The 21829-nt window shown below is 66.2% G+C and carries 19 protein-coding genes; 4 read left to right on the forward strand and 15 right to left on the reverse strand.

Annotated elements, in window-relative coordinates; genetic code table 11:
- Positions 1-890: SPFH domain-containing protein (locus tag HG262_RS28515; RefSeq protein ID WP_169274206.1), on the reverse strand; the 890-nt coding region annotated here is incomplete at its 3' end.
- 41 nt (positions 891-931) lie between these two features.
- Positions 932-1318, reverse strand: a complete 387-nt coding sequence (locus HG262_RS28520; RefSeq protein WP_169274222.1) for a DUF350 domain-containing protein — start codon at positions 1316-1318, stop codon at positions 932-934.
- An 89-nt stretch (positions 1319-1407) separates the two neighbouring features.
- Between HG262_RS28520 and HG262_RS28525 the strand changes: the two genes are divergently transcribed.
- From HG262_RS28525 to HG262_RS28535, 3 genes are all read left to right on the forward strand, one after another.
- Positions 1408-2919 (forward strand): polyamine aminopropyltransferase, encoded by a 1512-nt coding sequence (locus HG262_RS28525; RefSeq protein WP_169274207.1) that lies wholly within the window; start codon positions 1408-1410, stop codon positions 2917-2919.
- Positions 2919-4559, forward strand: coding sequence for an NAD(P)/FAD-dependent oxidoreductase (locus HG262_RS28530; RefSeq protein WP_169274208.1), 1641 nt, complete (start codon positions 2919-2921; stop codon positions 4557-4559). The genes HG262_RS28525 and HG262_RS28530 overlap by 1 nt, the downstream gene beginning before the upstream one ends.
- Positions 4560-4640: 81 nt before the next feature.
- A complete protein-coding gene (locus HG262_RS28535) occupies positions 4641-5891 on the forward strand; it encodes an FAD-dependent oxidoreductase (RefSeq protein WP_169274209.1) in 1251 nt (416 codons plus the stop codon).
- Positions 5892-5943: 52 nt separating this feature from the next.
- Here the strand turns inward: HG262_RS28535 and HG262_RS28540 are convergent, their stop codons facing one another.
- The 3 genes from HG262_RS28540 to HG262_RS28550 all read right to left on the reverse strand — a co-directional run bounded on the left by HG262_RS28540 (position 5944) and on the right by HG262_RS28550 (position 9133).
- Complete coding sequence (locus HG262_RS28540) at positions 5944-6738, reverse strand: ABC transporter ATP-binding protein (RefSeq protein ID WP_006225651.1); 795 nt, start codon at positions 6736-6738, stop codon at positions 5944-5946.
- A gap of 144 nt (positions 6739-6882) precedes the next feature.
- Positions 6883-7770 (reverse strand): ABC transporter permease, encoded by an 888-nt coding sequence (locus tag HG262_RS28545; protein WP_088588999.1) that lies wholly within the window; start codon positions 7768-7770, stop codon positions 6883-6885.
- Positions 7771-8161: 391 nt separating this feature from the next.
- Complete coding sequence (locus tag HG262_RS28550) at positions 8162-9133, reverse strand: ABC transporter substrate-binding protein (protein ID WP_169274210.1); 972 nt, start codon at positions 9131-9133, stop codon at positions 8162-8164.
- A gap of 268 nt (positions 9134-9401) precedes the next feature.
- Between HG262_RS28550 and HG262_RS28555 the strand changes: the two genes are divergently transcribed.
- The gene (locus HG262_RS28555; RefSeq protein ID WP_169274211.1) at positions 9402-10358 is read left to right on the forward strand and encodes an aldo/keto reductase; all 957 of its coding nucleotides are present in this window, start codon (positions 9402-9404) and stop codon (positions 10356-10358) included.
- A gap of 12 nt (positions 10359-10370) precedes the next feature.
- Here the strand turns inward: HG262_RS28555 and HG262_RS28560 are convergent, their stop codons facing one another.
- The 10 genes from HG262_RS28560 to HG262_RS28605 form a co-directional block, all read right to left on the reverse strand.
- Entirely contained in the window at positions 10371-12812 is a 2442-nt protein-coding gene (locus tag HG262_RS28560) for a TonB-dependent receptor (protein ID WP_169274212.1), read from the reverse strand.
- A 93-nt stretch (positions 12813-12905) separates the two neighbouring features.
- A complete protein-coding gene (locus tag HG262_RS28565) occupies positions 12906-13874 on the reverse strand; it encodes a FecR domain-containing protein (RefSeq protein ID WP_169274213.1) in 969 nt (322 codons plus the stop codon).
- Complete coding sequence (locus HG262_RS28570) at positions 13871-14371, reverse strand: sigma-70 family RNA polymerase sigma factor (RefSeq protein ID WP_169274214.1); 501 nt, start codon at positions 14369-14371, stop codon at positions 13871-13873. Before HG262_RS28570 ends, HG262_RS28565 begins: the two co-directional genes overlap by 4 nt.
- A gap of 78 nt (positions 14372-14449) precedes the next feature.
- On the reverse strand, positions 14450-15421 hold the full coding sequence (locus tag HG262_RS28575; RefSeq protein WP_169274215.1) for a tripartite tricarboxylate transporter substrate binding protein: 972 nt from the start codon (positions 15419-15421) through the stop codon (positions 14450-14452).
- Positions 15422-15584: 163 nt separating this feature from the next.
- Complete coding sequence (locus HG262_RS28580; protein ID WP_169274216.1) at positions 15585-17126, reverse strand: malonyl-CoA synthase; 1542 nt, start codon at positions 17124-17126, stop codon at positions 15585-15587.
- A gap of 5 nt (positions 17127-17131) precedes the next feature.
- Complete coding sequence (locus tag HG262_RS28585) at positions 17132-17923, reverse strand: enoyl-CoA hydratase-related protein (protein ID WP_169274217.1); 792 nt, start codon at positions 17921-17923, stop codon at positions 17132-17134.
- Between the two features lie 46 nt (positions 17924-17969).
- Positions 17970-19286 carry a malonyl-CoA decarboxylase family protein gene (locus HG262_RS28590; protein WP_169274218.1) on the reverse strand — a complete coding sequence of 439 codons (1317 nt, stop codon included), beginning with the start codon at positions 19284-19286 and terminating at the stop codon, positions 17970-17972.
- On the reverse strand, positions 19237-19989 hold the full coding sequence (locus HG262_RS28595) for a GntR family transcriptional regulator (RefSeq protein WP_169274219.1): 753 nt from the start codon (positions 19987-19989) through the stop codon (positions 19237-19239). Before HG262_RS28595 ends, HG262_RS28590 begins: the two co-directional genes overlap by 50 nt.
- A 168-nt stretch (positions 19990-20157) precedes the next feature.
- Positions 20158-20928 carry a spermidine synthase gene (locus HG262_RS28600; RefSeq protein WP_169274220.1) on the reverse strand — a complete coding sequence of 257 codons (771 nt, stop codon included), beginning with the start codon at positions 20926-20928 and terminating at the stop codon, positions 20158-20160.
- A partial coding sequence (locus HG262_RS28605; protein ID WP_169274221.1) for an acyl-CoA dehydrogenase family protein occupies positions 20921-21829 on the reverse strand: 909 nt, incomplete at its 5' end. The genes HG262_RS28600 and HG262_RS28605, both read right to left, overlap by 8 nt.

Here is a 21829-nt window from a genome sequence, read left to right on the forward strand (position 1 = left end):
GCAGGCTGCGCTTGCTGGGCCGGCTGGCCCTGGCCTACGCCCAGGCCGGCCGCCATCGTCTGGCCCAGCGCGGCCCCGGCCGCCAGCCCTGCGCCGATGCCGGCGATGCCGCCTTCGTTTTGCGCCGCCAGCGGGATCGAGGTGGCCGTCTGGTACTGGGTGAACTTGCCCAGGTCGCCCGCCATGCCCATCGAGATCCGCGTGTCCAGCGCCTTTTGCAGCTCTTCGGGCAACGACACGTTTTCAACCGTGAAGTTGTCCAGCTTGACGCCGTAACGGTCGAACACCGGCGCCAGTTGTTCGCTGATGCTCTGCGACATCAGCCCCTGGTTCCCGGCGATATCCAGGAACGGCACCTTGGAGCCGCCCAGCGCCGTCGTCATCGCCGCGACCACCATGTTGCGCAGTTGCGCCTCCAGGTCGTCCACGGTGTATTCGTCGCGCGTGCCGCTGATTTCGCGGTAGAACTTGGCGGGGTCGGTGATCTGATAGGAATACACGCCGAAGGCGCGCAGACGCACCATGCCGAATTCGCTGTCGCGCAGGGTCACCGGCTGCGCCGTGCCCCAGCGGCGGCCCAATTGCAGGCGCGTGCTGAAGAAGATCACGTCCGACTTGAAGGGCGACTCGAACAGCTTGTCCCAGTTCTTCAGGTACGTCAGGACCGGCAGCGTCTGCGTGGTCAGCTTGTACATGCCGGGGCCGAACACGTCAGCCACCTTGCCTTCGTTGACGAACACCGCCATCTGCGACTCGCGCACGGTCAGGCTGGCGCCGTACTGGATTTCGAAATCCTGCATCGGATGGCGCCAGGCGAGCACGCCGTCGCGATCCTCGTTCCATTGCAGGATGTCAATGAACTGCTTGCGAATAAATGAACCGAGACTCATGGATAGTCCTCCCGTGTCAGATCGGATGCGGCGCGCCTGCCTCAGGTCAGGCAGGCGGCGTTGACGACGCCGGCGGACAGCGAGATCGCGCCGATCAGGCCGCCCATGGCGATATTGTTCTGTTCGATGGCTTCGTTCATGCCGCGGATGGTCTGGACGACCACGACGTACACGACGATCTGCACCACCATGGCGGCCACGCCCCAGACCAGGAACATCACGAAGCTGGCGTGGACGGCGATGCTGGAGCACAGCGTGAAGCTGAAACCGACCAGCGCGCCGCCGTAAGACAGCACGGCGGCGATATTGCCTTCGCGGATCAGTTCGAATTCCTTGTAACGCGTCACGGCGGTGTAAACCGCGGTGAAAATGCCCAGCATGACAAGCGCCGAGACGATATAGATCAGATAGGTCACCGCCGGATGCATCGCTTCTCCCATTGCCACCCTCCCAATTGCGCGCAGTATATACGCGGCGTTCGATATACTGCGAACGCATTTTTCGTGTCGGACACCTCATGCGCGACCGCGTTCTCATCCTATCGGTATTGATCGTTGCTTCCTGCGGTTTGGGCTATGAGCTCATCAGCAGCGCGCTGGCCAGCTATTTACTCGGCGATTCGATACTTCAGTTCTCTTCCGTCATCGGCTGCTATTTGTTCGCCATGGGCATCGGCTCGTGGTTGTCAAAATATGTAAAAGACGAAGACGTTTTGAATCGGTTTATCGACGTCGAACTGCTGGTCGCGTTGTTGGGAGGCGTTTCCGCCGCCGTCTTGTTCCTGGTGTTCGCCTGGCTGTCGGCCCCCTTTCGCGCCGCCCTGTATGTGGGGGTCTTCGTCATCGGCCTGATGGTCGGCATGGAAATCCCGCTGGTGATGCGCGTCTTCAACCAGCGCAAGGCCGAGTTCCGCGAAATCGTCAGCCGCGTGCTGACGTTCGACTACCTGGGCGCGCTGGCCGTGTCCCTGATCTTCCCGTTGTTGCTGGCGCCCAAGCTGGGCCTGCTGCGCACCAGCTTCCTGTTCGGCATCATGAACGCCAGTGTGGCGCTGTGGACCACCTGGCTGTTCCGCGCCGAGATCCGCCGCCCGGGCGAAAAGGCGATCCGCGCCTGCGTGGTGATCGGCTTCCTGGCGCTGGGCTTCCTCTATTCCAGCGCCATGACGGCCTGGGCCGAAAAAGGCCTGTACGGCGACGACGTGGTGCACGCCGAAACCACCCCCTATCAGCGTCTGGTGGTCACGCGCTGGCACGACGACCTGCGCCTGTACATCAACAACAACCTGCAATTCTCGTCGCGCGACGAACATCGCTACCACGAATCGCTGGTGCATCCCGGCCTGCAGACGCTGCCCTGGGCGCGCAATGTGCTGGTGCTGGGCGGCGGCGACGGCCTGGCCGTGCGCGAAATCCTCAAATACAAGAACATCGAGCACGTCACGCTGGTGGACCTGGACCCCGCCATGACCGGGCTGTTCTCGCGCTCGGAACCGCTGGTCAAGCTAAACCAGGGGTCGTTGAAGGACCCGCGCGTCACTGTCATCAACGACGACGCCGGCCGCTGGCTGGAGACCCACGCCGAGGTCTACGACTTCATCGTGGTGGACTTTCCCGATCCGTCCAACTTCGGCCTGGGCCGGCTGTACTCGGTGCCCGTCTACCACCTGATGGCGCGCCACCTGGCCGAAAACGGCTACATGGTGGTCCAGTCCACGTCGCCCTACTTCGCGCCCCGCTCGTTCTGGAGCGTGGACGCCACCCTGAAGGAGGCCGGGCTGAACACATGGCCGTACCACGCCTATGTGCCGTCCTTCGGCGACTGGGGCTTCATCCTGGCCAGCAAGCGGCGCGATTATGCGCCGCCCGACCAGATCACCGTGCCCACCCGCTATCTGGATCCGGCGACCACGCGCGAGCTCTTCCACTTTCCGGCCGACATGCCCGCCCTGGCGATGCCACCCAACCGTCTGAATGAGCAGTCGCTCGTACGCTATTTCGACGAGGACTGGCGCAAGGTCATCCGCTGATGCAGCGCCGCACCTTCCTGCTGGGCGCGGCGACCGCGGCGGTGGCGGGCACGGCCGGCTACTACCGATCGCGCATCATCGAGACCACCCCGGAGATCCATTACCCCGGCATGCAGGCCGGCCACGCCTTGCGCGACGGCGCGGCGCTGCCCGTCCCGTCCGCCAGCTACCGGCACGACGTCGCCATCCTGGGCGCCGGCGTGGCCGGTCTGTCGTGTGCGTGGAAGCTGGCGCGGGAGGGGCACACGGATTTCGTCGTGGTCCAGGGCCCCGAATTCGCCGGCAACGCGGCGGCCGGCCGGCAAGGCGAGCTGGACTATCCGCTGGGCGCACACTATCTGCCGCTGCCGTCCATGGCGTCGACCCACGTGCGCCAGATGCTGGCCGACTTCGGCATCATCGAACGCGGCGCGGGCGAAATGCGCCCGTATTACGACGAGTCCATTTTGGTGCATTCGCCGCAAGAACGCCTGCTGCGCAATGGGCGCTGGGAAGACGCGCTGCTGCCCATGACCGGTTTGCCCGACGCGGACGTGGTGCAGCACCGCCGGTTCCTGGCGGTGATCGACCGGCTGCACACACAGACGGGCAATGACGGCCGCAAGGTCTTTAGCATTCCGATCGCGTTGTCGTCGCAAGACCCCGCGTGGCGCGTGCTGGATACGATCACGTTCAAACAGTGGCTGGAACGCGAAGGCTATACCTCGGCAGCCTTGCACTGGTATCTGAACTACTGCTGCCGCGACGACTACGGCGCGCAGTACGACGTGGTGTCGGCCTGGGCCGGCCTGCACTACTTCGCCAGCCGCGACGGCCACGCCGCCAATGCGGGCGAAGGCGCGGTGCTGACCTGGCCAGGCGGGCTGGCTGCGCTGACGGAACGCATGCGCGAGGCGATCAACCAAAAGCTCGGACACACGCGATGGCTGCTGCCGGGCACGGCGGCGCGCGTCAGCGAAATGCCCGGCGGCGTGCTCACGACCTGCGTGACCGCTGGCGCCGCCCCCGGCGCCTACACGCTGCTATCCCGCCGCACGGTCTGCGCGATGCCGCTGTTCGTGGCCCAGCGCATCCTGCCGGACATCCGCGCATACGGCTACGACCCTGCCGTGCATGCCTCGTCGCATGCGCCGTGGCTGGTGTCGAACTTCGTGCTGGAAGGCTATCCCCTGGAAGCACCCGGCGAACCCCTGTCCTGGGACAACGTGGTCTACCAGGGCCAGGCGTTGGGCTACGTCGTGTCGACGCACCAGTTACTGCGCGTCACCCGGTCTCCGCGCACGGTGTTCACCGCGTACCACGCACTAAGCGGACAGACGCCGAACGCCGCGCGGCAATGGCTGGCCACGGCCAGCCCGCGAGACCTGCGCGACGAGGCCGCCGCCGACCTCGTGGCCGCTTATGGCCGCGAGTTCTGGCGCAATGCGCGCCAGCTCGACATCACGGTGCGCGGCCACGCGATGGCCTCCCCGTTGTGCGGCTACCTGTCCAACCCGGGACTCGCGGCGCTGCGGGACGTCGACGGGCCGATCCTGTTCGCGCACGCGGACTTATCGGGATATTCCGTCTTCGAAGAGGCTTCGTGGTGGGGCGTGGTGGCGGCCGGCCGCATCCTGGGCCAACAACCGCCGCTGGTCTAACGCAGCCGACGCGGCGAATTCCCACCTGCGGCAGCATCCGCTGCAATACAATCCCGGCCTTGGCGCTTCGAATAAAAAATCATGGGAAAGCACGTCATCGTCTTGGGCGCGGGCATTGTGGGCGTCTGCTGCGCGCTGGAGCTGTTGCGCCGCGGCGCGACGGTCACCTTGGTCGACAAGCAGGATCCGGGCATGGAAACATCGATGGGCAACGCCGGCGTGCTGGCGCGCAGCTCGCTGATGCCGTTCAACCATCCCGGCCTGTGGCGGCAACTGCCCCGCCTGCTGAAAAACGACACGGTCCAGTTCCGCTACCGTCCGGGATACCTGGCGAAGAACCTGGGCTGGGCGGCGCGTTTCCTGATGAACGCCCGGCCGGCCGTCTTCCGCGAAACCGTCGAGGCCCTGGACAGCCTGATCCGGCTGTCCGCGCCCGAACACCTGAAACTGCTGGACGCCGCCGGCGCGCGCCATCGCCTGCGCGATACGGGATGGGTGTTCCTGTACCGCAGTGAAGCGGCCTGGGACGGCAGCGGCCTCGCCCGCAAGGCGTTTGCCCGGCATCAGGTCCCGACCCAGATCCTGAGCCCCGCGGAGCTGACGGAAATGGAGCCCGCGCTGTCGCCGATCTTTCATCGGGCGCTGTGGATCCAGGGGTCGTATTCCGTCGACGACCCGCATGAGGTGGTTGCCGCCTATGCCGATCTGTTCCTGCGGACGGGCGGCACGTTCAAACGCGTCGCCGCCACCGCCATCCGCCGCGACGGCCAACGCTGGACGGTGCAGGGATCCCGGGATTCCGAATCGCTCTCGGCGGATCGACTGGTCGTGGCGCTGGGGCCCTGGTCGAAAGGCCTGCTCAAGACGACGGGCATCGACTTGCCCATGGCGTTCGAACGCGGGTATCACATGCACTACGGTGGCAGGGATGGCGCCCGCGTGAGCCGGCCCGTCTACGACACCGGCGGCGGCTATGTGCTGTCGCCCATGGCGCGCGGCCTGCGCCTGACCACCGGCGTCGAACTGGACGATTGCGACGCGCCCGCCCGGCCCGACCACCAATTGGCACAGGCGGAGTCGCGAGCGCGCGAAGCCTTCCCGCTGGGCGAACGCCTGGATCCCGCCCCCTGGCTGGGGCGGCGCCCCACGCTGCCGGACAGCCGCCCGATGATCGGCGAATCGCCGCGCCATCCGGGGCTATGGCTGGCGCTGGGGCATCAGCACATCGGCTTCAGCACCGCGCCGGGCACGGCGAAGATTCTGGGCGAACTGATGTTCGACGAGGGAGCGCAATCCCGCTACCGGGCCTTCCGGCCCGGCCGGTTCCTCTAAGGCCCGCGCGGCACCGAGGGGCCGCGCGATGGCCTTCAGGACAAGGCCGGAATCAACCCAGCAGCAAAGCGTCGTCCGACAGCTTCTCGCCGCGCACGCGTTCGAACATGGCCAGCAGGTCCGGCACGTCCATGCCGCGGCGCTCGTCGCCGGACACGTCCAGCACCACCTGGCCTTGATGCAGCATGACCGTGCGGTCGCCCACATCCAGCGCCTGGCGCATGCTGTGGGTGACCATCATGGTAGTCAGCTGGTTTTCGGCGACGATGCGGGCCGTCAGCTGCAGCACGAAGTCGGCCGTGCGCGGGTCCAGCGCCGCGGTGTGCTCGTCCAGCAGCAGGATACGCGAAGGCTGCAAGGCCGCCATCAGCAAGCTGACCGCCTGGCGCTGGCCGCCCGACAAGAGGCCGATGCGGTCCGTCAGCCGGTTTTCCAGCCCCAGGCCCAACGTCGACAGGCGTTCGCGGAAACCGTCCTTCATCGATGCCTTGACCGCCCGGCCATAGCCGCGGCGCGCGCCGCGCATCTGCGCCAGCGCCATGTTCTCTTCGATGGTCAGGTCTTCGCAGGTGCCGGCCATGGGGTCCTGGAACACGCGGGCCACGCGGCCGGCGCGGGCCCAGACGGGTTGGCGCGTGACGTCCACGCCATTAATGTCGATGCGGCCGGAATCGACAGGCAGGTCGCCCGACACGGCGTTCAGAAACGTGGACTTGCCGGCGCCGTTGGAGCCGATCACGGTCACGAATTGGCCCGACGGAATCTCCAGCGACATGCCGCGCAGGGCGCGGGTTTCGATGGGCGTGCCGGCGTTGAAGGTGATTTTCAGATCTTTTGCGGACAACATTTCACTACTCCATTGTGCAGTCGCAGCACCCGCGCCGCATGAAGCCGGCGCAGCGAAACCGGGGTCGCCGCGGAGCCGGCTTTGCCGGTCCGCCAGCGGCGCCCCCTTGAGGGGGCAGCGCCCCAGGCGCTTCGGGGGTGGGCATCAACTTTTCTTGCCGACCAAGCGGCGCTTGAGCATCGGGATGACCAGGGCGACTGTGACCAGCACCGCAGTGACGAGGTTCAGGTCCTGGGCCTTCAGGCCGATGAAATCGCTGTTCAGCGCCAGGGCGATGAAGAAGCGGTAGACGATGGCGCCGATGATGACGGCAAGCGTCGCCAGCACCAGTTTGCGCGACGGCAGAATGCTTTCGCCCACGATCACCGCGGCCAGGCCGATCACGATGGTGCCGATACCCATCGAGATGTCCGAGCCGCCTTGCGTTTGCGCGAACAGCGCGCCGGCCAGAGCAACCAGCGCGTTGGACAGCGCCATGCCGCCCAGGATCATGCGGCCGGTGTTGACGCCTTGCGCGCGGGCCATGCGGCCGTTGGAGCCGGTGGCGCGCACCGCCAGGCCAGTCTGCGTGGCGAAGAACCAGTCCAGCGCCAGCTTGGCCAGGATCACGATCACGATCAGGATCAGCGGGCGGGCGACGTAGTCGGAAATCCAGCCCGGCTGCAGGATCGTGAAGACGGTGGGTTCGGTGATCAACGGCACGTTGGGTTTGCCCATGATGCGCAGGTTGATCGAATACAGCGCGATCATCATCAGGATACTGGCCAGCAGATCCATGATCTTCAGCTTCACGTTCAGCCAACCCGTGACCAGGCCCGCGGCCGCGCCCGCGAACGTGGCGATGATGGTGGCCGAAAACGGATCGGTGCCCGAGGCGATCAGCGTGGCACAGACGGCGCCGCCCAGCGGGAAGCTGCCGTCAACGGTCAGGTCGGGGAAGCGCAGCAGGCGAAAGGAGATAAACACGCCCAAGGCCACCAGGCTGAAGATCAACCCGATCTCCAACGCGCCTAACAACGAGAACAATGACATGGGTCAAATCCAATCAGGGTAAGGAAGGTGCATATTAAAGACTTGAAACGTCGGATTTCTTGCGTTTGGGGGTCAGTTTTACCCCAGCTTTCGCAATAAACGTTTCCCGGCTCGCCATTTTCGCTTGTTTCCTGCCAAAGCGTCTCCACGCGTGCCGGCAATGCCGCAAGCGGAGTCGTACAAGACCGTTCAGGGAGCAAAAACGCCCGGCGCGGCGCGCGCCGCAATGGCGGGGCACCGGGCAATTCAAGACCAGCAGACTGCGCCGGGCCGCGAGCATCTTGTGAACGCTGCCGCCCTGAAGACCATGGGGTAAGGCAAGACACCGAAAAAACCTAACAAAAACCCCGCGCACGCCGGATAGGCGTGGCGGGGTCCATGCAGAACCGCTTTACTTCACGACCACCGCGGCCGACTTGACGATGGCGTCCGACAAGGTCACGCCTTGCTTGGCGGCAGCGCCCGGATTCACGTACAGCTCAAGCTTCGAGATGGTTTCCGACGGGATCGCGCCGGGCTTTTCGCCCTTCAGGATGCGCACGACCACCTTGCCCGTCTGCACGCCCAGGTCGCGGTAATTGATGCCCAGGGCGGCGATGCCGCCGCGCTTGACGCTGTCGGTGTCGGATGCGATCAGCGGGATCTTGGCGTCGTTGCCGACCTTCACCAGCGATTCGTAGGCCGACACGACGTTGTTGTCGGTGTTGGTGTAGATGACGTCGACCTTGCCGATCAGGCTGCGCGCGGCGGATGCCACGTCGACCGAACGCGGGGCGGCGGCCTCGACCAGGCTCATGCCGTACTTGGGCAGGATTTCCTGGAGTTTCTTCACGACCACGACCGAATTGGCCTCGCCCGGGTTGTAGACCATGCCCACGCGCTTGGCGGTGGGGACGATCTTCTTGATCAGGTCGACCTGCTTGTCCAACGCCAGCAGGTCGGACACGCCGGTCACGTTGGTGCCGGAGGCGTCCATGCTGGAGACCAGTTGGGCGGCGACGGGGTCGGTGACGGCGGAATACACCACCGGCACGTCCTTGGTGGCGGCCACGACGGCTTGCGCCGACGGGGTGGCGATGGCGACGATGACGTCGGGCTTGTCGCCCACGAACTTGCGGGCGATCTGCGCGGCGGTGCCGTTGTTGCCCTGCGCGCTTTGGTACTGCCACTTCAGGTTCTTGCCCGCTTCATAGCCGGCTTGCTTGAGCGCATCTTGCACGCCGTCACGCACGGCGTCCAGCGCCGGGTGCTCGACGATGGCGGTGATCGCCACCGACTTCTGCTGCGCGGCCACAGGCGCGGCGATAGCCATCGCCAGCGCCATGGCGCCCACCGTCAGAAAATGTTTTTTTCCGATCAGCATATTAAGCTCCTTGAACCCTTGGTCGTTGTTCGTTGGGGTTGTTGTGGGGGTTTCGTAGTTATGGCCGCGTGGGCGGTTTCCCGCCCGTTTGGCTGACCATAAAGCCGTATAGTCTAACTTGCCGCCAAGCAAAATAACTTGGGGGGAATCCCTGAAATGGTGCATGCCGCACACCGCATGCGCCATGCTGGGGCACGCGGCGCCCCCTATACTAAACCGGCGCGGCCGCCCTTCCCTGCGACCCGCCGCCGCATTCAAAGGCCACACCATGATCAAACGCGCTCTAGGCCGTTCCGGCCTGCAAATTCCCCCCCTCACCTTCGGCGGCAACGTCTTCGGCTGGACCGTCGACGAGGCCGGCACGTACTCGCTGCTGGACGCCCTGGTCGACGCGGGCCTGAACTTCATCGACACCGCCGACGTCTATTCGCGCTGGGTCCCGGGCAACCAGGGTGGCGAATCCGAAACGCTGATCGGCAAATGGCTCAAGCGCTCCGGCAAGCGGGACCGCGTGCTGATCGCGACCAAAGTCGGCATGGAGATGGGGCCCGACGCGCAGGGCCTGGCGCCCGCGTATATCCGCCGCGCGCTGGAAGCCTCGCTAACCCGCCTGCAGACGGATCATATCGACCTGTACCAGTCCCACAAAGACGACCCCGACACGCCGTTGACCGACACGCTGGCCGAATACGCCAAGCACATCGAAGCCGGCAAGGTGCGCGCCATCGGGGCGTCGAACTACACGGCCGTGCGCTTGTCCGAGGCGCTGATCACCGCCGAACGGCACGACCTGCCGCGCTACGAGAGCATCCAGCCCGAGTACAACCTGTATAGCCGCGAGCCCTTCGAATCCGGCCTGCAGAGCCTGGTGAAGACGCAGCAGATGGGCACGATCAACTACTACGCGCTGGCCAGCGGATTCCTTAGCGGCAAGTACCGCAGCGCGGCCGACGTGAGCAAGAGCCCGCGTGGCCAGAAGATTGTCGACAATTACTTGAACGACCGGGGCTTGCGCATCCTGAAGGCGCTGGACGAGGTCGCCGAGGACGCCGGCTGTACGCCCGCGCAGGCCGCGTTGGCCTGGCAGATCGCGCAGCCCGGCATCACCTCGCCCATCGTCAGCGCCACGTCCGTCGCCCAGTTGGACGAACTGGTCAAGGCCGCCAGCCTGACGCTGACGCATGACCAGCTGACCCGGCTTAGCGGGGCGAGCGAGTGGCGCTGAACGCCTGGCGCCTCAGAAGCGCTGGGTCAGCGTGACCAGCGCGGCGCGGCCTTCGCCATAGAAGACCGAGTTGTAGAAACCCATCGAGCGGTAGTACTTCTTGTCGGCCAGGTTGCGCACGTTCAGCTGTAGCTGCGTCTTGTCCGAAAAATCGTACCGGGCCATCAGGTCGAACAGCGCATAGGGCTTTTGCACAATGGAGCCGGACTGCAGGCCATAGTAGGTCTGCGCGCTGGTCTGGCTTTGCCAGCGCACGCCGCCGCCCACCGTCAGCTTGTTCCATGCGCCGGGCAGCCGGTACGCCGTGCTCAGTTTCAGCAGCTGTTCCGGCTGGGTGGTCTGCACTTTCTTGCCCGTGTTGTCCTTGGACTGGCGGTACGTATAGCCCAGGAACACGTTCCAGCCCGGCAGCACTTCACCGGCCACTTCGGCTTCGAACCCCCGCGTGCGGGTCCCGTCCAGGATGTAATACCAGCCGTCGTCGTGGGCATAATCGTAGCCGCCGTACTCGGCGACGTCCTTCTGGTCGGTCTGGAATACCGCCACGGACGCATTCACGCGGCCGTCCAGGTACGACGCCTTCAGGCCCGCTTCGTAGTTGTGGCCATATGCCGGCCCCGCCATGTCCCACGTCTGCGTCTTCACCATCTGCGGCTGGAAGATGTTGGTGTAGCTGGCGTACGCGGTGTAGGTGTCGTTCAGGTCATAGGTCACGCCCACGTATGGCGTGATTTCGGAATACGTGTGCGAATAGCCCGTCACGCCTCCGCTGGTTTCGGTGGATTCCCAGCGGGTCCAACGCGCGCCGGCCAACAGGTGCAGGCGCTCGGTCAAGCCCAGGCGCAGCGTGCCGTAGACGCCCGTCTGCTCGTTGCGATTGGTCTGCGACAGCGCCAGGATGTCCCAGTTCGGCGCGGGCCAGTCGCCCGTCCAGTTCTTGACGTCGGGAATGGGATAGGTCGCCTGGTCGGACGTGTCCCAGCTTTGGTTCCACGCCTTGATGACGGAATGGGAAAAGCCCATGTTGAACTGATGGCGGCGCCCGAAAGCGTCGAAATCGCCGTCCATGGAGCCCCCGACCACGTCCTGGTCGCTGCCGCCCACGAACTTGCGCAGCAGCGGCGGCGTCGAGAAGCCGTCAATCGTCAGCGGCACGTCCGAGGTGAACAGCAGCGGCGCATCGAACTTGTTTTCCAGGCGCGTGTACGACAGGCGCGCGTTCCAGCCGTTGGCGAATCCATGGTCGAGCTGCGCGAAGTACTCGTGCGAATCGGTGTCCCAGCGCGACCAGTTCGCGCCCATCGCCTGCCCCTTGGGCCAATCGATCGGTTTGCCGTTGGAGTCCAGGGCGGGCAAGCCGCCCCAACTGATGCCGCTGGGCCGCGTGCGCTGCACCGAGCCACCCACGCTGATCGTGGTGGCGTCGGCCACGTCCACCTCGATGATGCCGTACAGCACATCGCGCTTTTTCTTGTAGAGGTCCATCGTGTCGCCGCGCCGCTCCTTGGCGCCGACGATGCGCCCGCGCACCGAACCGGATTCATTGAACGGCGTGGACAGGTCGACTTCGCCGCGGTAGGTGTCTTCGGTGCCGGCCGACAGCTTGATGTCGCCCTGGAATTCGCGCGTGGGACGTTTGCGGATGAAGTTCACCGAACCGCCAGGGTTGCCGGTGCCGCTCATCAGGCCGGTCGCGCCGCGGATGATCTCGACGTGGTCGTAGATGACCGGGTCCAGATTGCTGTCGCCGAACTGGTAGAGGCCGTTCAGCGGCTTGACCACGCCGTCGAACTGGAACGTGTCCATGGAAAAGCCGCGCGAGTAATACGTCAGGCGTTCGGACTCGGCTTGCTGCACGTTCATGCCGGTGGCGTTTTCCATGACGTCGCGCACCGACGTGATGGACCGGTCGTCCATTTGCTGGCGAGTCAGCACGCTGGTCGATTGCGGCGTCTCGCGCTGCGACAGCACCAGGCCGTTGGCCGAGCGCATCCAGTCGGCCGTGTACTGCCCGGTGCCTTCGGTCGTGGCGCCGGCGCCCAACACCACCACCGGCGCAAGCTGGACAGCCTGGGCGCCGCCGGCGCGCTGCAGCAGGTAATCGCCGTCCGCGCGGCGCACCGTCTCAAGGCCGGTACCCGCCAGCAGCGCGGCGAAACCCTGGTCCACGCCGTAGCCGCCGTGCAGGCCGGCCGTCTGCATGCCCGAGGCCAACTCGGGGTCGAAGGACAACAGCACCTGCGTCTGCTGGGCGAAGCTGGACAGTGCCGCGCCCAGCGCGCCGGCCGGCACGTTCACGGCATGGCTGACCGTAGCGGTGCCAGGGGATTGGGCCTGGGCCGGAGTGGGCGACAGCGCGGCGCCGGCCATCGCGGCCAGCACCAGCGCAGCGAACGCCTTGACGCGCAGGCCCGCCGGTGCGGCGGGGTGAGAGGGGAAAAATGGCAGAGACATATCGTTGGGTTCCAGGCGAAGTCATTCGTTGCTTCACCCGTATGCCAATCGAGAATGCAAAAGTGACAGAACGGTCCGCAAAATTCTTTGCGCTCACCCTCGCGGGCCAAGCACCACCCAATAGCGGGTGTACCGCCGCGCCTGCACCGGCAACGCACGCTCGACGGCGGCCAGGATGCGGTCGGTATCGCCCAGCGGGAACGATCCCGAAATGCGCAGCCCTGCTACCGAGGGATCGCACGCGAGCCTGCCCTTGCGGTAGCGGCCAAGTTCCTCTGCGAAAGCGTCCAACCGCATCGCGTCGGCGAACAGCGCGCCCCGCACCCAGGCGTCGGCGTGCGGCGCGGGCCTTGCGGCCTGCACGGCGCGTGCATCGAAATACGTGCCGGCGCCCGCCTCCACGACCCGGGCAGCGCCCGCGCCACCCGCCGCGGGTTCAATCCGGACCGCGCCTTCGGTCACGGCCACCCAGGCCTCGCCATCGCCCAAGCGCACCACGAAACGGGTGCCCAACGCGACGACCCGGCCCATCGGCGTGGCGACCACCAGCGGCCGGGGCGGGACATGCGGGTCCCCGTGGGATGCGATATGCAATTCCCCCCGGCGCTGCACGATCAGGCGCAGGTCAGCGTCGAACCGCACGTCCGCTGCGCTGTCGGTGTTCAGGGTGAGCACGCTGCCGTCTGCCAGGGTGGCGTCGCGGCGTTCGCCGACCACCGTGCCGAAATCAGACGTCCAGGCCCGCCACGGCAAGCCCGCCGCCGCCGCGCCGCCCACGCCCAACGCCAGCGACAAGGCCTTCAATGCCTGGCGCCGGCCCCGCGAAGGCACGCGGTCCAGCACCGCCAGGCCAGCCTGCGGTTCGACCTGGCCGAAATGACGCCCCAGCATCTCCACGCGGTCCCAGGCCAGCCGGTGCAGAGGATCCGCCTCGACCCAGCGGCGACAGGCGGCGCCATCTTCCGCGTTCGCCTCTTCAGCGCCCAGGCGAACGAACCAGATGCTGGCTTCGCGGATGACGGATGGAGGGAGTTCGGCCTGGGCCGTGGCGCGCCGGCTCACCAGGCCGCCAGGCAATGCTGCATGGCGCGGGCCAGATACTGGCGCACCGAACTGACCGACACCTGCATGCGCTTGGCGATCTCTCCGTGGCGCAGGCCTTCCAGTTGCGCCAGCAGGAACGCTTTGCGTACCTTGGCAGGCAGGCCGTCAAGCAGGCGGTCGATTTCGATCAGGGCTTCCAGCGCCAGCGCGCGGCGCTCGGGCGACGGCGCAAACGCGTCCTGGACCAGCGCCAGGCTGTCCAGATAAGCCCGTTCGATGTCGCGGCGGCGAAACAGGTTGACCATCAGCCCGTGCGCGATCGTCGTTAGATAGGCGCGCGGCTCACGCAATGTCCGCGCATCGTCCTCGCGCACCAGCACTTTCAGATAGGTATCGTGGGTCAGGTCGGCCGCGTCGAACGGGCACCCCGTCTTGCGGCGCAGCCAATCGCGCAACCAGGACTGGTGCTGGATGTAGAGCCCTTCGACGGGCGCAGGGGAACCGCTTTGATTCATGGCATTCGACGGACCGGAAAGCAGATTTACCAATGATAACGATTATCAATAGTAATCGGAATCCGGTCCGCGAGTGCATCAATCCAGCTTGACGCCGGAATCCTTCACGACTTTCGCCCAGCGATCCACCTCGCTATCGACGAACTTGCCGAAATCGGCGCCCGTCAGCGTGGGGATCGACGAGCCGTTGCCGGCCCAGGTTTCCTTGAGCTTCGGCGTGTTCAAGGCCTTGGTGATTTCCACGGCCATCTTGTCGACGGCCTCTTTCGGCGTACCGGCCGGCGCCCAGATGGCATACCAGGTCGACACGACGTAGTTGGGCACGCCGGCCTCGGCGGCGGTCGGCACATCGGGCAGGGACGCCGAGCGCTCGGTGGCGGCCACCGCCAACGGCTTGATCACGCCCGCGCGGATATGGCCGGACGACGAACCCAGGCCGTCAAACGCCAGGTCCACCTGGCCGCCGATCAGCGCCGACAGCATCGGACCCGCGCCCTGGTAGGGCACGTCCACCAGCTTGATGCCGGTCTGCATGGCGAAGAGCTCGCCGGCCAGGTGGTGCGTGCTGCCTTTGCCGGCTGTGCCATAGTTGATTTCGCCAGGATGCTTCTTGGCGTAGTCAATGAATTCCTGCAGGGTCTTCACCGGCAGCTTGGTGGCGTTGATGACCACCACCTGCGGCGGCTGCGCCACCAGGGCGACGGGCACGAAGTCCTTCTGGATGTTGTAGTTCAGGCTCTTATAGAGCGACGGGGCCAGCGCATGGTGCGCGCCGCCCATGAAGAAGGTGTAGCCATCGGGCCGGGCCTTGGCGGCCACGCCCGCGCCCACCGTGCCGCCCGCGCCGCCCTTGTTGTCGATGACCACCGCCTGACCCAGCTGCGTGGTCAGTTGCTGGGCTAGCGGACGGGCGAACGTGTCGGTGCCGCCCCCAGCGGGGAACGGGACGATCAGCGTGATGGGGCGCTCGGGCCATTGCGCGGCGGCGACACCGCCGAAACCCAAGGCGGCCACGGCGAATACCGCCGCGGCGGTCGTGCGATATTTCATGTTGTCTCCTCTTTGCTGCATCATGGGGACGGCGCGGTTTTGTGCGTCTCGTCTCTTGAAATTCTTATGGAATGAAGCTGCCAGGACGGCGTTGCGTTGGGTGGGGATGGACCTCCTTGAATAAAAAAATGCCGGCCCATCCGGACCGGCATCCTGGCAGGCGTCAAAGCGCCTTATAGGTTTCGCGCAGCACGTTCTTTTGTACCTTGCCCATGGTGTTGCGCGGCAGTTGATCGATGATATGCACGCGCTTGGGCACCTTGAAGTTCGCGATGCGCGACTTCAGCTCAAGCTGCATGGCGCCTGCGTCCAGCGACACGCCGTCCTTGGGCACCACCACCGCCACCACGGCTTCGCCGAAGTCCGCGTGCGGCACGCCGATGACCGCCGATTCCGCCACGCCGGGCATGTCGTCGATCAGGGTCTCGATCTCTTTCGGGTAGACGTTGAAGCCGCCCGAGATGATCAGGTCCTTGCTGCGGCCCACGATGGACAGGTAGTCGGCCGGCACGTCGCGCCCCGCGGATTCCCCTCCCCAGCGGCCCACGTCGCCCGTCTTGAACCAGCCGTCTTCCGTGAATTCTTCGCGCGTCTTTTCCGGCATGCGCCAGTAGCCCGAGAACACGTTGGGCCCGCGCACCTGCACGTTGCCGATTTCACCCGGCAGAAGCGAAAAGCCCGCATCGTCCACCACGCGCACCTGCACGCCCGGCAGCGCGCGGCCGACCGTGCCGGCCAGGCGCTCACCCAGCTTGGGATCGTAGGGGTTGGACGTCAGCATGACCGTCTCGCTCATACCGTAGCGTTCCAGGATGGCGTGGCCGCTGCGGGATTTGAAGTCGGAAAACGTTTCGGCCAGCAGCGGGGCCGAGCCCGAGATGAACAGGCGCATCTTGGCGCACACGGCGCGATCGAAGCGCGGATCCGCCAGGAGGCGCACGTAGTACGTCGGCACCCCCATCATCACCGTGCTTTGCGGCAGGTAATGCAGCGCCTGGTCGGCGTCCAGCTTGGGCAGCCAGATCATCTTGGCGCCGGCAAGCAATGCACCGTGCGAGGCCACGAACAGGCCATGCACATGGAAAATGGGCAGCATGTGCAGCAGCACGTCGTCTTCGCGCCAGCCCCAGTACTCGTGCAGCACCTGCGCGTTGGCTGCCAGGTTGCCGTGCGACAGCATCGCGCCCTTGCTGCGGCCGGTGGTGCCGGATGTATACAAGATAGCGGCCAGGTCATCCGGCTTGCGGGCAGCGGTCTTGAAGGTTTGCGGCAAGCCGCCGGCGGCCGCGAGCAGCGTGCCGGTCCGGTCCTCGTCCAGCGTGTAGACGTGCGCGCAACCGGCGCGGTCGGCCGCGCGCTGCACCCAGTCGCGGTTCTTGCTGGCGCAGACCACCACGGCCGGCTCGGCATTGCCCAGGAAGTACTCGATCTCGGATTCGCGGTAGGCGGTGTTCAACGGCAGATACACCAGGCCGGCGCGCAGCGTGGCCAGGTACAGCAGCAACGCTTCGGGCGATTTTTCGACTTGCACCGCGACGCGCGAGCCCTCCGGCAAGCCCAGCGACGCCAGCAGGTTGGCCAGGCACGCGGTGGCGCGGTCGATGTCGTCCCAGGTGTATTCAAGGTCGGGCGTTTCCAGCGCGACTTTGCTGCGGTCTTTGGGAAAGCCGCCTTGCAGGACAGCATAGAGGTTGGCGTTGCTCACCTTGGTCAGTCTCCGGAAAAGGAAGGGTCTACGCCGGCCAGGAAGGCGCGCACGCCCTCCTTGTGGTCCCGGCTTTCGGCATAGGAGAAATAATCCTGATACTCGTCCTCGGTCAAGGCGCCGCCTTGGGCCAGCCTTGCGGACAAGCGTTTATTGATGCGGGCGGCCAGCGGCGCGCCCTGGGCAATGCGATCGGCGCTGCGGCGCGCGGCCTCGGCGACCTGATCGTCGGGCACGACGCGCGTCAACAGGCCCAGGCCCTGCGCCTCTTCGGCGCCGAACACGCGGCCTTCCAGCAGGATGGCCAGCGTGGCTGCGCGCCCGGCCAGCGCCAACAGTCCGCGCATTTCATCCGGCGCCATGGGAAAACCCAGGCGGTTGATCGGCACGCCGAAGCGCGCGGATGCACCGGCGATGCGCAGGTCGCATTGGCTGGCGATCTCCAGCCCGCCTCCCACGCATACGCCTTCGATTTGCGCGATGACAGGATGCGGGCATTGGGCCACGGCCTGCAGCGCCGGCGCCAGGATCTCGCGGTGATACCGCTGCACGCCCGCCATGTCCGCGCGCTGGACGGGAAACTCGCGGATGTCCGCGCCGGCGGCGAAGTTGCCGCCCTCGCCGCGCACAATCACGCAGCGCAAGGCGTCGTCGGCGGCAAGCGCCTTGAACACGTCCTGCAGTTCACGCCACATGCCCACCGTTATCGCGTTCAGGCGGCCGGGGTGCGACAGCGTCACCCAGGCCAGCGCCCCTTCGCGTTCCAGCCGCACGCGGCCAGTCACGTTTTCCGTCATGTCCCCTGCCCTTTCTTATTGATGGATGGCGCCGCGTGTCAGGCGGTCAGGCCACGCGGCCCACGCTCCGGCTGACTTGCGGCTTGCCTTCACCCAGCTTGGCCAGATTGGTATCCAGTTCATCCAGGTCGTACAGATAATTGACCATCAGCCCGCATGACTGCTTCAGGCCCTTCTGCGAGGTATCGGCTGCCCAGTTCAGGCGTTCGATGCGCGCGCCGTTGCCCAGGTGGAATCGCGCCACGGCATCCAGCGGCAAACTGTTTTTCATGGACTGCAGATAGCTGGCCGCCAGGCGGAAACCCGCGCGCTTGACCACGTCGGGTGCGCGGCCCTGGGCGGCCTTGGCCAGGCGCGACACCCAGCGCTGGCCGTCCGGCACGCCTTCGCGCTTGCGGTCTTTGGCGCGTGCCTTGTCTTCACGCACGATGGCCTCGACGGCTTCGGCGTCCAGCTTGCCCAGCCAATCCGAAAACCCCGGGATCGGCGACAGGGTGGCAAAGGACTTCAGCTTGGGCAGTTCATCCAGCAGTTGCTCGACCACGCGCTTGAGCAGGAAGTTGCCGAAGCTGATGCCCTTCAAGCCCGGCTGCGTATTCGAAATGGAATAGAAGATCGCCCAGCGGGCTTTATCCAGGTCCTGAGGCGGCAGGGTGCTATCCAGCAGCACCTGCACGTTGTCGGCCATCTGGCTGGCGAAGGCCACTTCCACGAAAATCAGCGGCACGCCGGGCATTTGCGGATGGAAGTAGGCATAGCAGCGGCGGTCAGGCGAGACGCGGCGGCGCAGGTCGTCCCACGACGTGATTTCATGCACGGCTTCGTACAGGATCAGCTTTTCCAGCAGCGACGCCGGCGAATCCCAGGTCAGCGGACGCAGTTCCAGCAGGCCCACGTCGAACCAGGCCGACAAGAGGCCTTCCAGCTCTTTGTCCAGGCTTTGGATGCCCGCGACCTGCTTGCGCCAGCGCAGCATGTCGGCGCGCAGTTCCACCAGGAAGCGCAGGCCTTGCGGCTGCGCGTTGAAGCGCTTGAACAGGCGCGTGCCTTCGCCGCCGTCGCCGGCATACGTGGCACGGACTTGCGCCAGCGCGGCCAGCATCAGCCGACGGTCCTTGCCATCGGCCACGCTGTATTGCTCGCACCAGCGGCGCGCCAGCTTGTTCGCGGCCACATCCGTCAGGCGCGCTTCGAACAGGCGCCGCACTTCGGATTCGCTGGGCAGGCGCCCGCGCTCCCACAGGCGGCCCAGCCGCGTCATCAGGCTGGCGCCTTCGGCGGCCGAGGCGGCGTCGATCGCTTCAGCCTCGGGCTCAGGCGTGCGTGCGCCCCGCGCGGGCGCGAGATTGGCGGGTACGGACATGGGCGGGCTCCTGGATGACGATGGGATCGGATAACGCCGGATCGGCGGCGTCTTCATTGGCTAATGCGCGCAGCGCTTCCAGCTGCCGCATCAAATGGGTGTGCGCCAGCGCCTGCGCCGCGTCGCTGTCATGCGCCTTCAGCGCGGCGAAAATGGCCAGATGCTCGGCGCAGGATTGTTCGATGCGCCCCGGCCGCGCCAGACTGCGGTGCCGCGACAGGCTCAGCACCTTGCGCAGATTGCCCACCATGTCGTTCAGCCACTGGTTGCCGGACAAGGCCTGCACGGCCTCGTGGATCAGGTAGTTGGTCTGGTAGTAGGCATCGATGCGGCCCGCTTTGGCGTGGCCCGCCAACTCCGCGTGCAGCGGCTCGAGCGCGGCCAGTTCGGCGTCGCTGGCCTTGCGCGCGGCCTCGAAGGCGCAACGCCCTTCCAGCATCGCCATCAATGGGAAGATGTCTTCCAGGTCTTGCGTGGACAGTTCGTTGACGAAGCAGCCGCGCCGCGGCTCCAGCCGCACCAGCCCTTCGGTGGCCAGCACCTTCAAGGCTTCGCGCAAGGGGGTGCGGGAAATGCCCAGCTCGCCCGCCAGCCGCAGCTCGTCGATCCATTCGCCGTTGGTCAGCGCGCGCGCATGAATCATGGCGCGCAGCCGATCCGCGACTTCCAGGTACAGGGCTTGACGGACGATAGGTTGGCTCATGGGGGGAACGGCCTGACTACACCGTAATTCATAATTATGAACAAACCCATGATAGATCCCGGCAGGGGAAAAGGTAAACCCCTTTCCCGATCCGTGACTACCCTAATAGGACAGCAGGGTTCGGCCCGGCACGGACGCCCCCCTTCAGATGACGGCCCCGCAAGGCCCTTAGAAATGCAGCACGCCGTCGACGGCGTGGCGGGTCAGCGCGCGGGCCCAGCGGCGCGCCGGCAGGCCGTACTTGGCTTCCACGACCTCGGCCCGCTCCAGCAGTTCGGCCGGCGTGATCGCCAGACTCGGCCCCGAAAAGGCCAGCACGATCTGGTTGCCCGCGTCGACTTCAGGCAGCAGCACCACGCGGTCGTCGAACGCCTTGGACAGGTTGTCGATGTTCTTGCCGAAGCTGTCATGGCGGCCGAACAGGTTCACCGCCAGCACGCCCACATCGCCCAGCACCCGCCGGCAATCGCGGTAGAACTTCACACTGTCACGCACCGGCCCTTCGGCTGCGGCATCGTACAGGTCGACCATCAGCACCGGGCAGCGTCCTGCGTTCAGGGGATCGGCCACCCAGACGCCGGCATCCGCGTGTTCGACTGTCAGCCGGTTTTCGCCCGGCAGGCGGAAGAACATGTGGCAAGCCGCCGTCACGCGCGGGTTCCACTCCACCGCCAGCAAGGGGCTGCGCGCGTGCTTCACGCAGAACCGCACGAGCGACCCCGCGCCCAGGCCCAGCATGCCGATGGCCTCTTCCTTGGGCGGTTCCAGGAACAGCAGCCAGGCCATCATCTGGCCGGTGTATTCCAGCACCAGCTCCGACGGGTTCTTGATGCGCATGGCGCCCTGGACCCATTCGGTATTGAAGTGCAGATAGCGGACGCCGTCCACTTCGGACAGCGTGGGCTGGTCCAGTTCAGAGGGGAAGTTCGATTTATTCATGCCGGGATTGTAGGGCGGACGCGGCCGCCCCGTCAGCGGCGCCCTCCCAGATGCATTCCAGCAGTTCCGCGCAGGACGTCTGCCCATGCAGGCTGGCCGACAAGCGCAGCACGCGCTTCAGGTACAGGTGCGCGTCGCATTCCCAGGTCACGCCCATCGCGCCGTGCACCTGGATGGCGTTCTGGGCGGCGCGGCGCCCGCCCTCCACCGCCAGCAAGGGCACGTACAGGCTGTCGCGGTCTGCCGAGGCAGCGCCGGCATCGTGCGCCGACGCCGCCGCCATACCGGCAAGCCGCGCGTCGTCCAGCGCCATCCAGTCGTCGGCCAGGCGATGCTTGATCGCCTGATTGGCACCGATGGCACGATCGAATTGGCGGCGTTCCCGCGCATAGGCGGTCGCCCTATCCAGCGCGGCGGACGCCGCCCCCAGAAGTTCGGCCGACCGCAGCAGAGACAGCCGCGTCCGCAACCGCCGCCATGTTCCGGCATCGACAGGCAGATCGATGCGCTCCAGCAATTCGGGGTGTGTCACCTGCGCCACTGGCATCGACGGGTCCAGCCCTGCCGCGCCGGGCGCCGGCGCATACCGTTCCAGCCGCAACGCCTGCGGGCCGACGTTGCGGACGGCCAGCGCCTGCACGCCCTCGCCCGCGCCTTCGAAAAAGGCCGACCCGTCCGGGCGCAAGGCCGCGTCGGCGAAATAGGCGCCGCCGTCCATCATTGTCCGCGCCCATTGCGCGGGCGCGCCGTCGATGCCCGCTTCGCACAAGGTGGGCAACACGACCATGTTGGCCGTCAGCGGCAGGCTCAACAGGTGCCGCCCCGCCGCTTCGGCCACGATCCAGGCCTCGCGCAGGCCCAGCCCCAGGCCGCCGGATACGGCAGGCGCCAGCAGCGCGGG

The organism is Achromobacter sp. Bel (genome assembly GCF_012928505.1).
GTDB lineage: Bacteria > Pseudomonadota > Gammaproteobacteria > Burkholderiales > Burkholderiaceae_B > Achromobacter.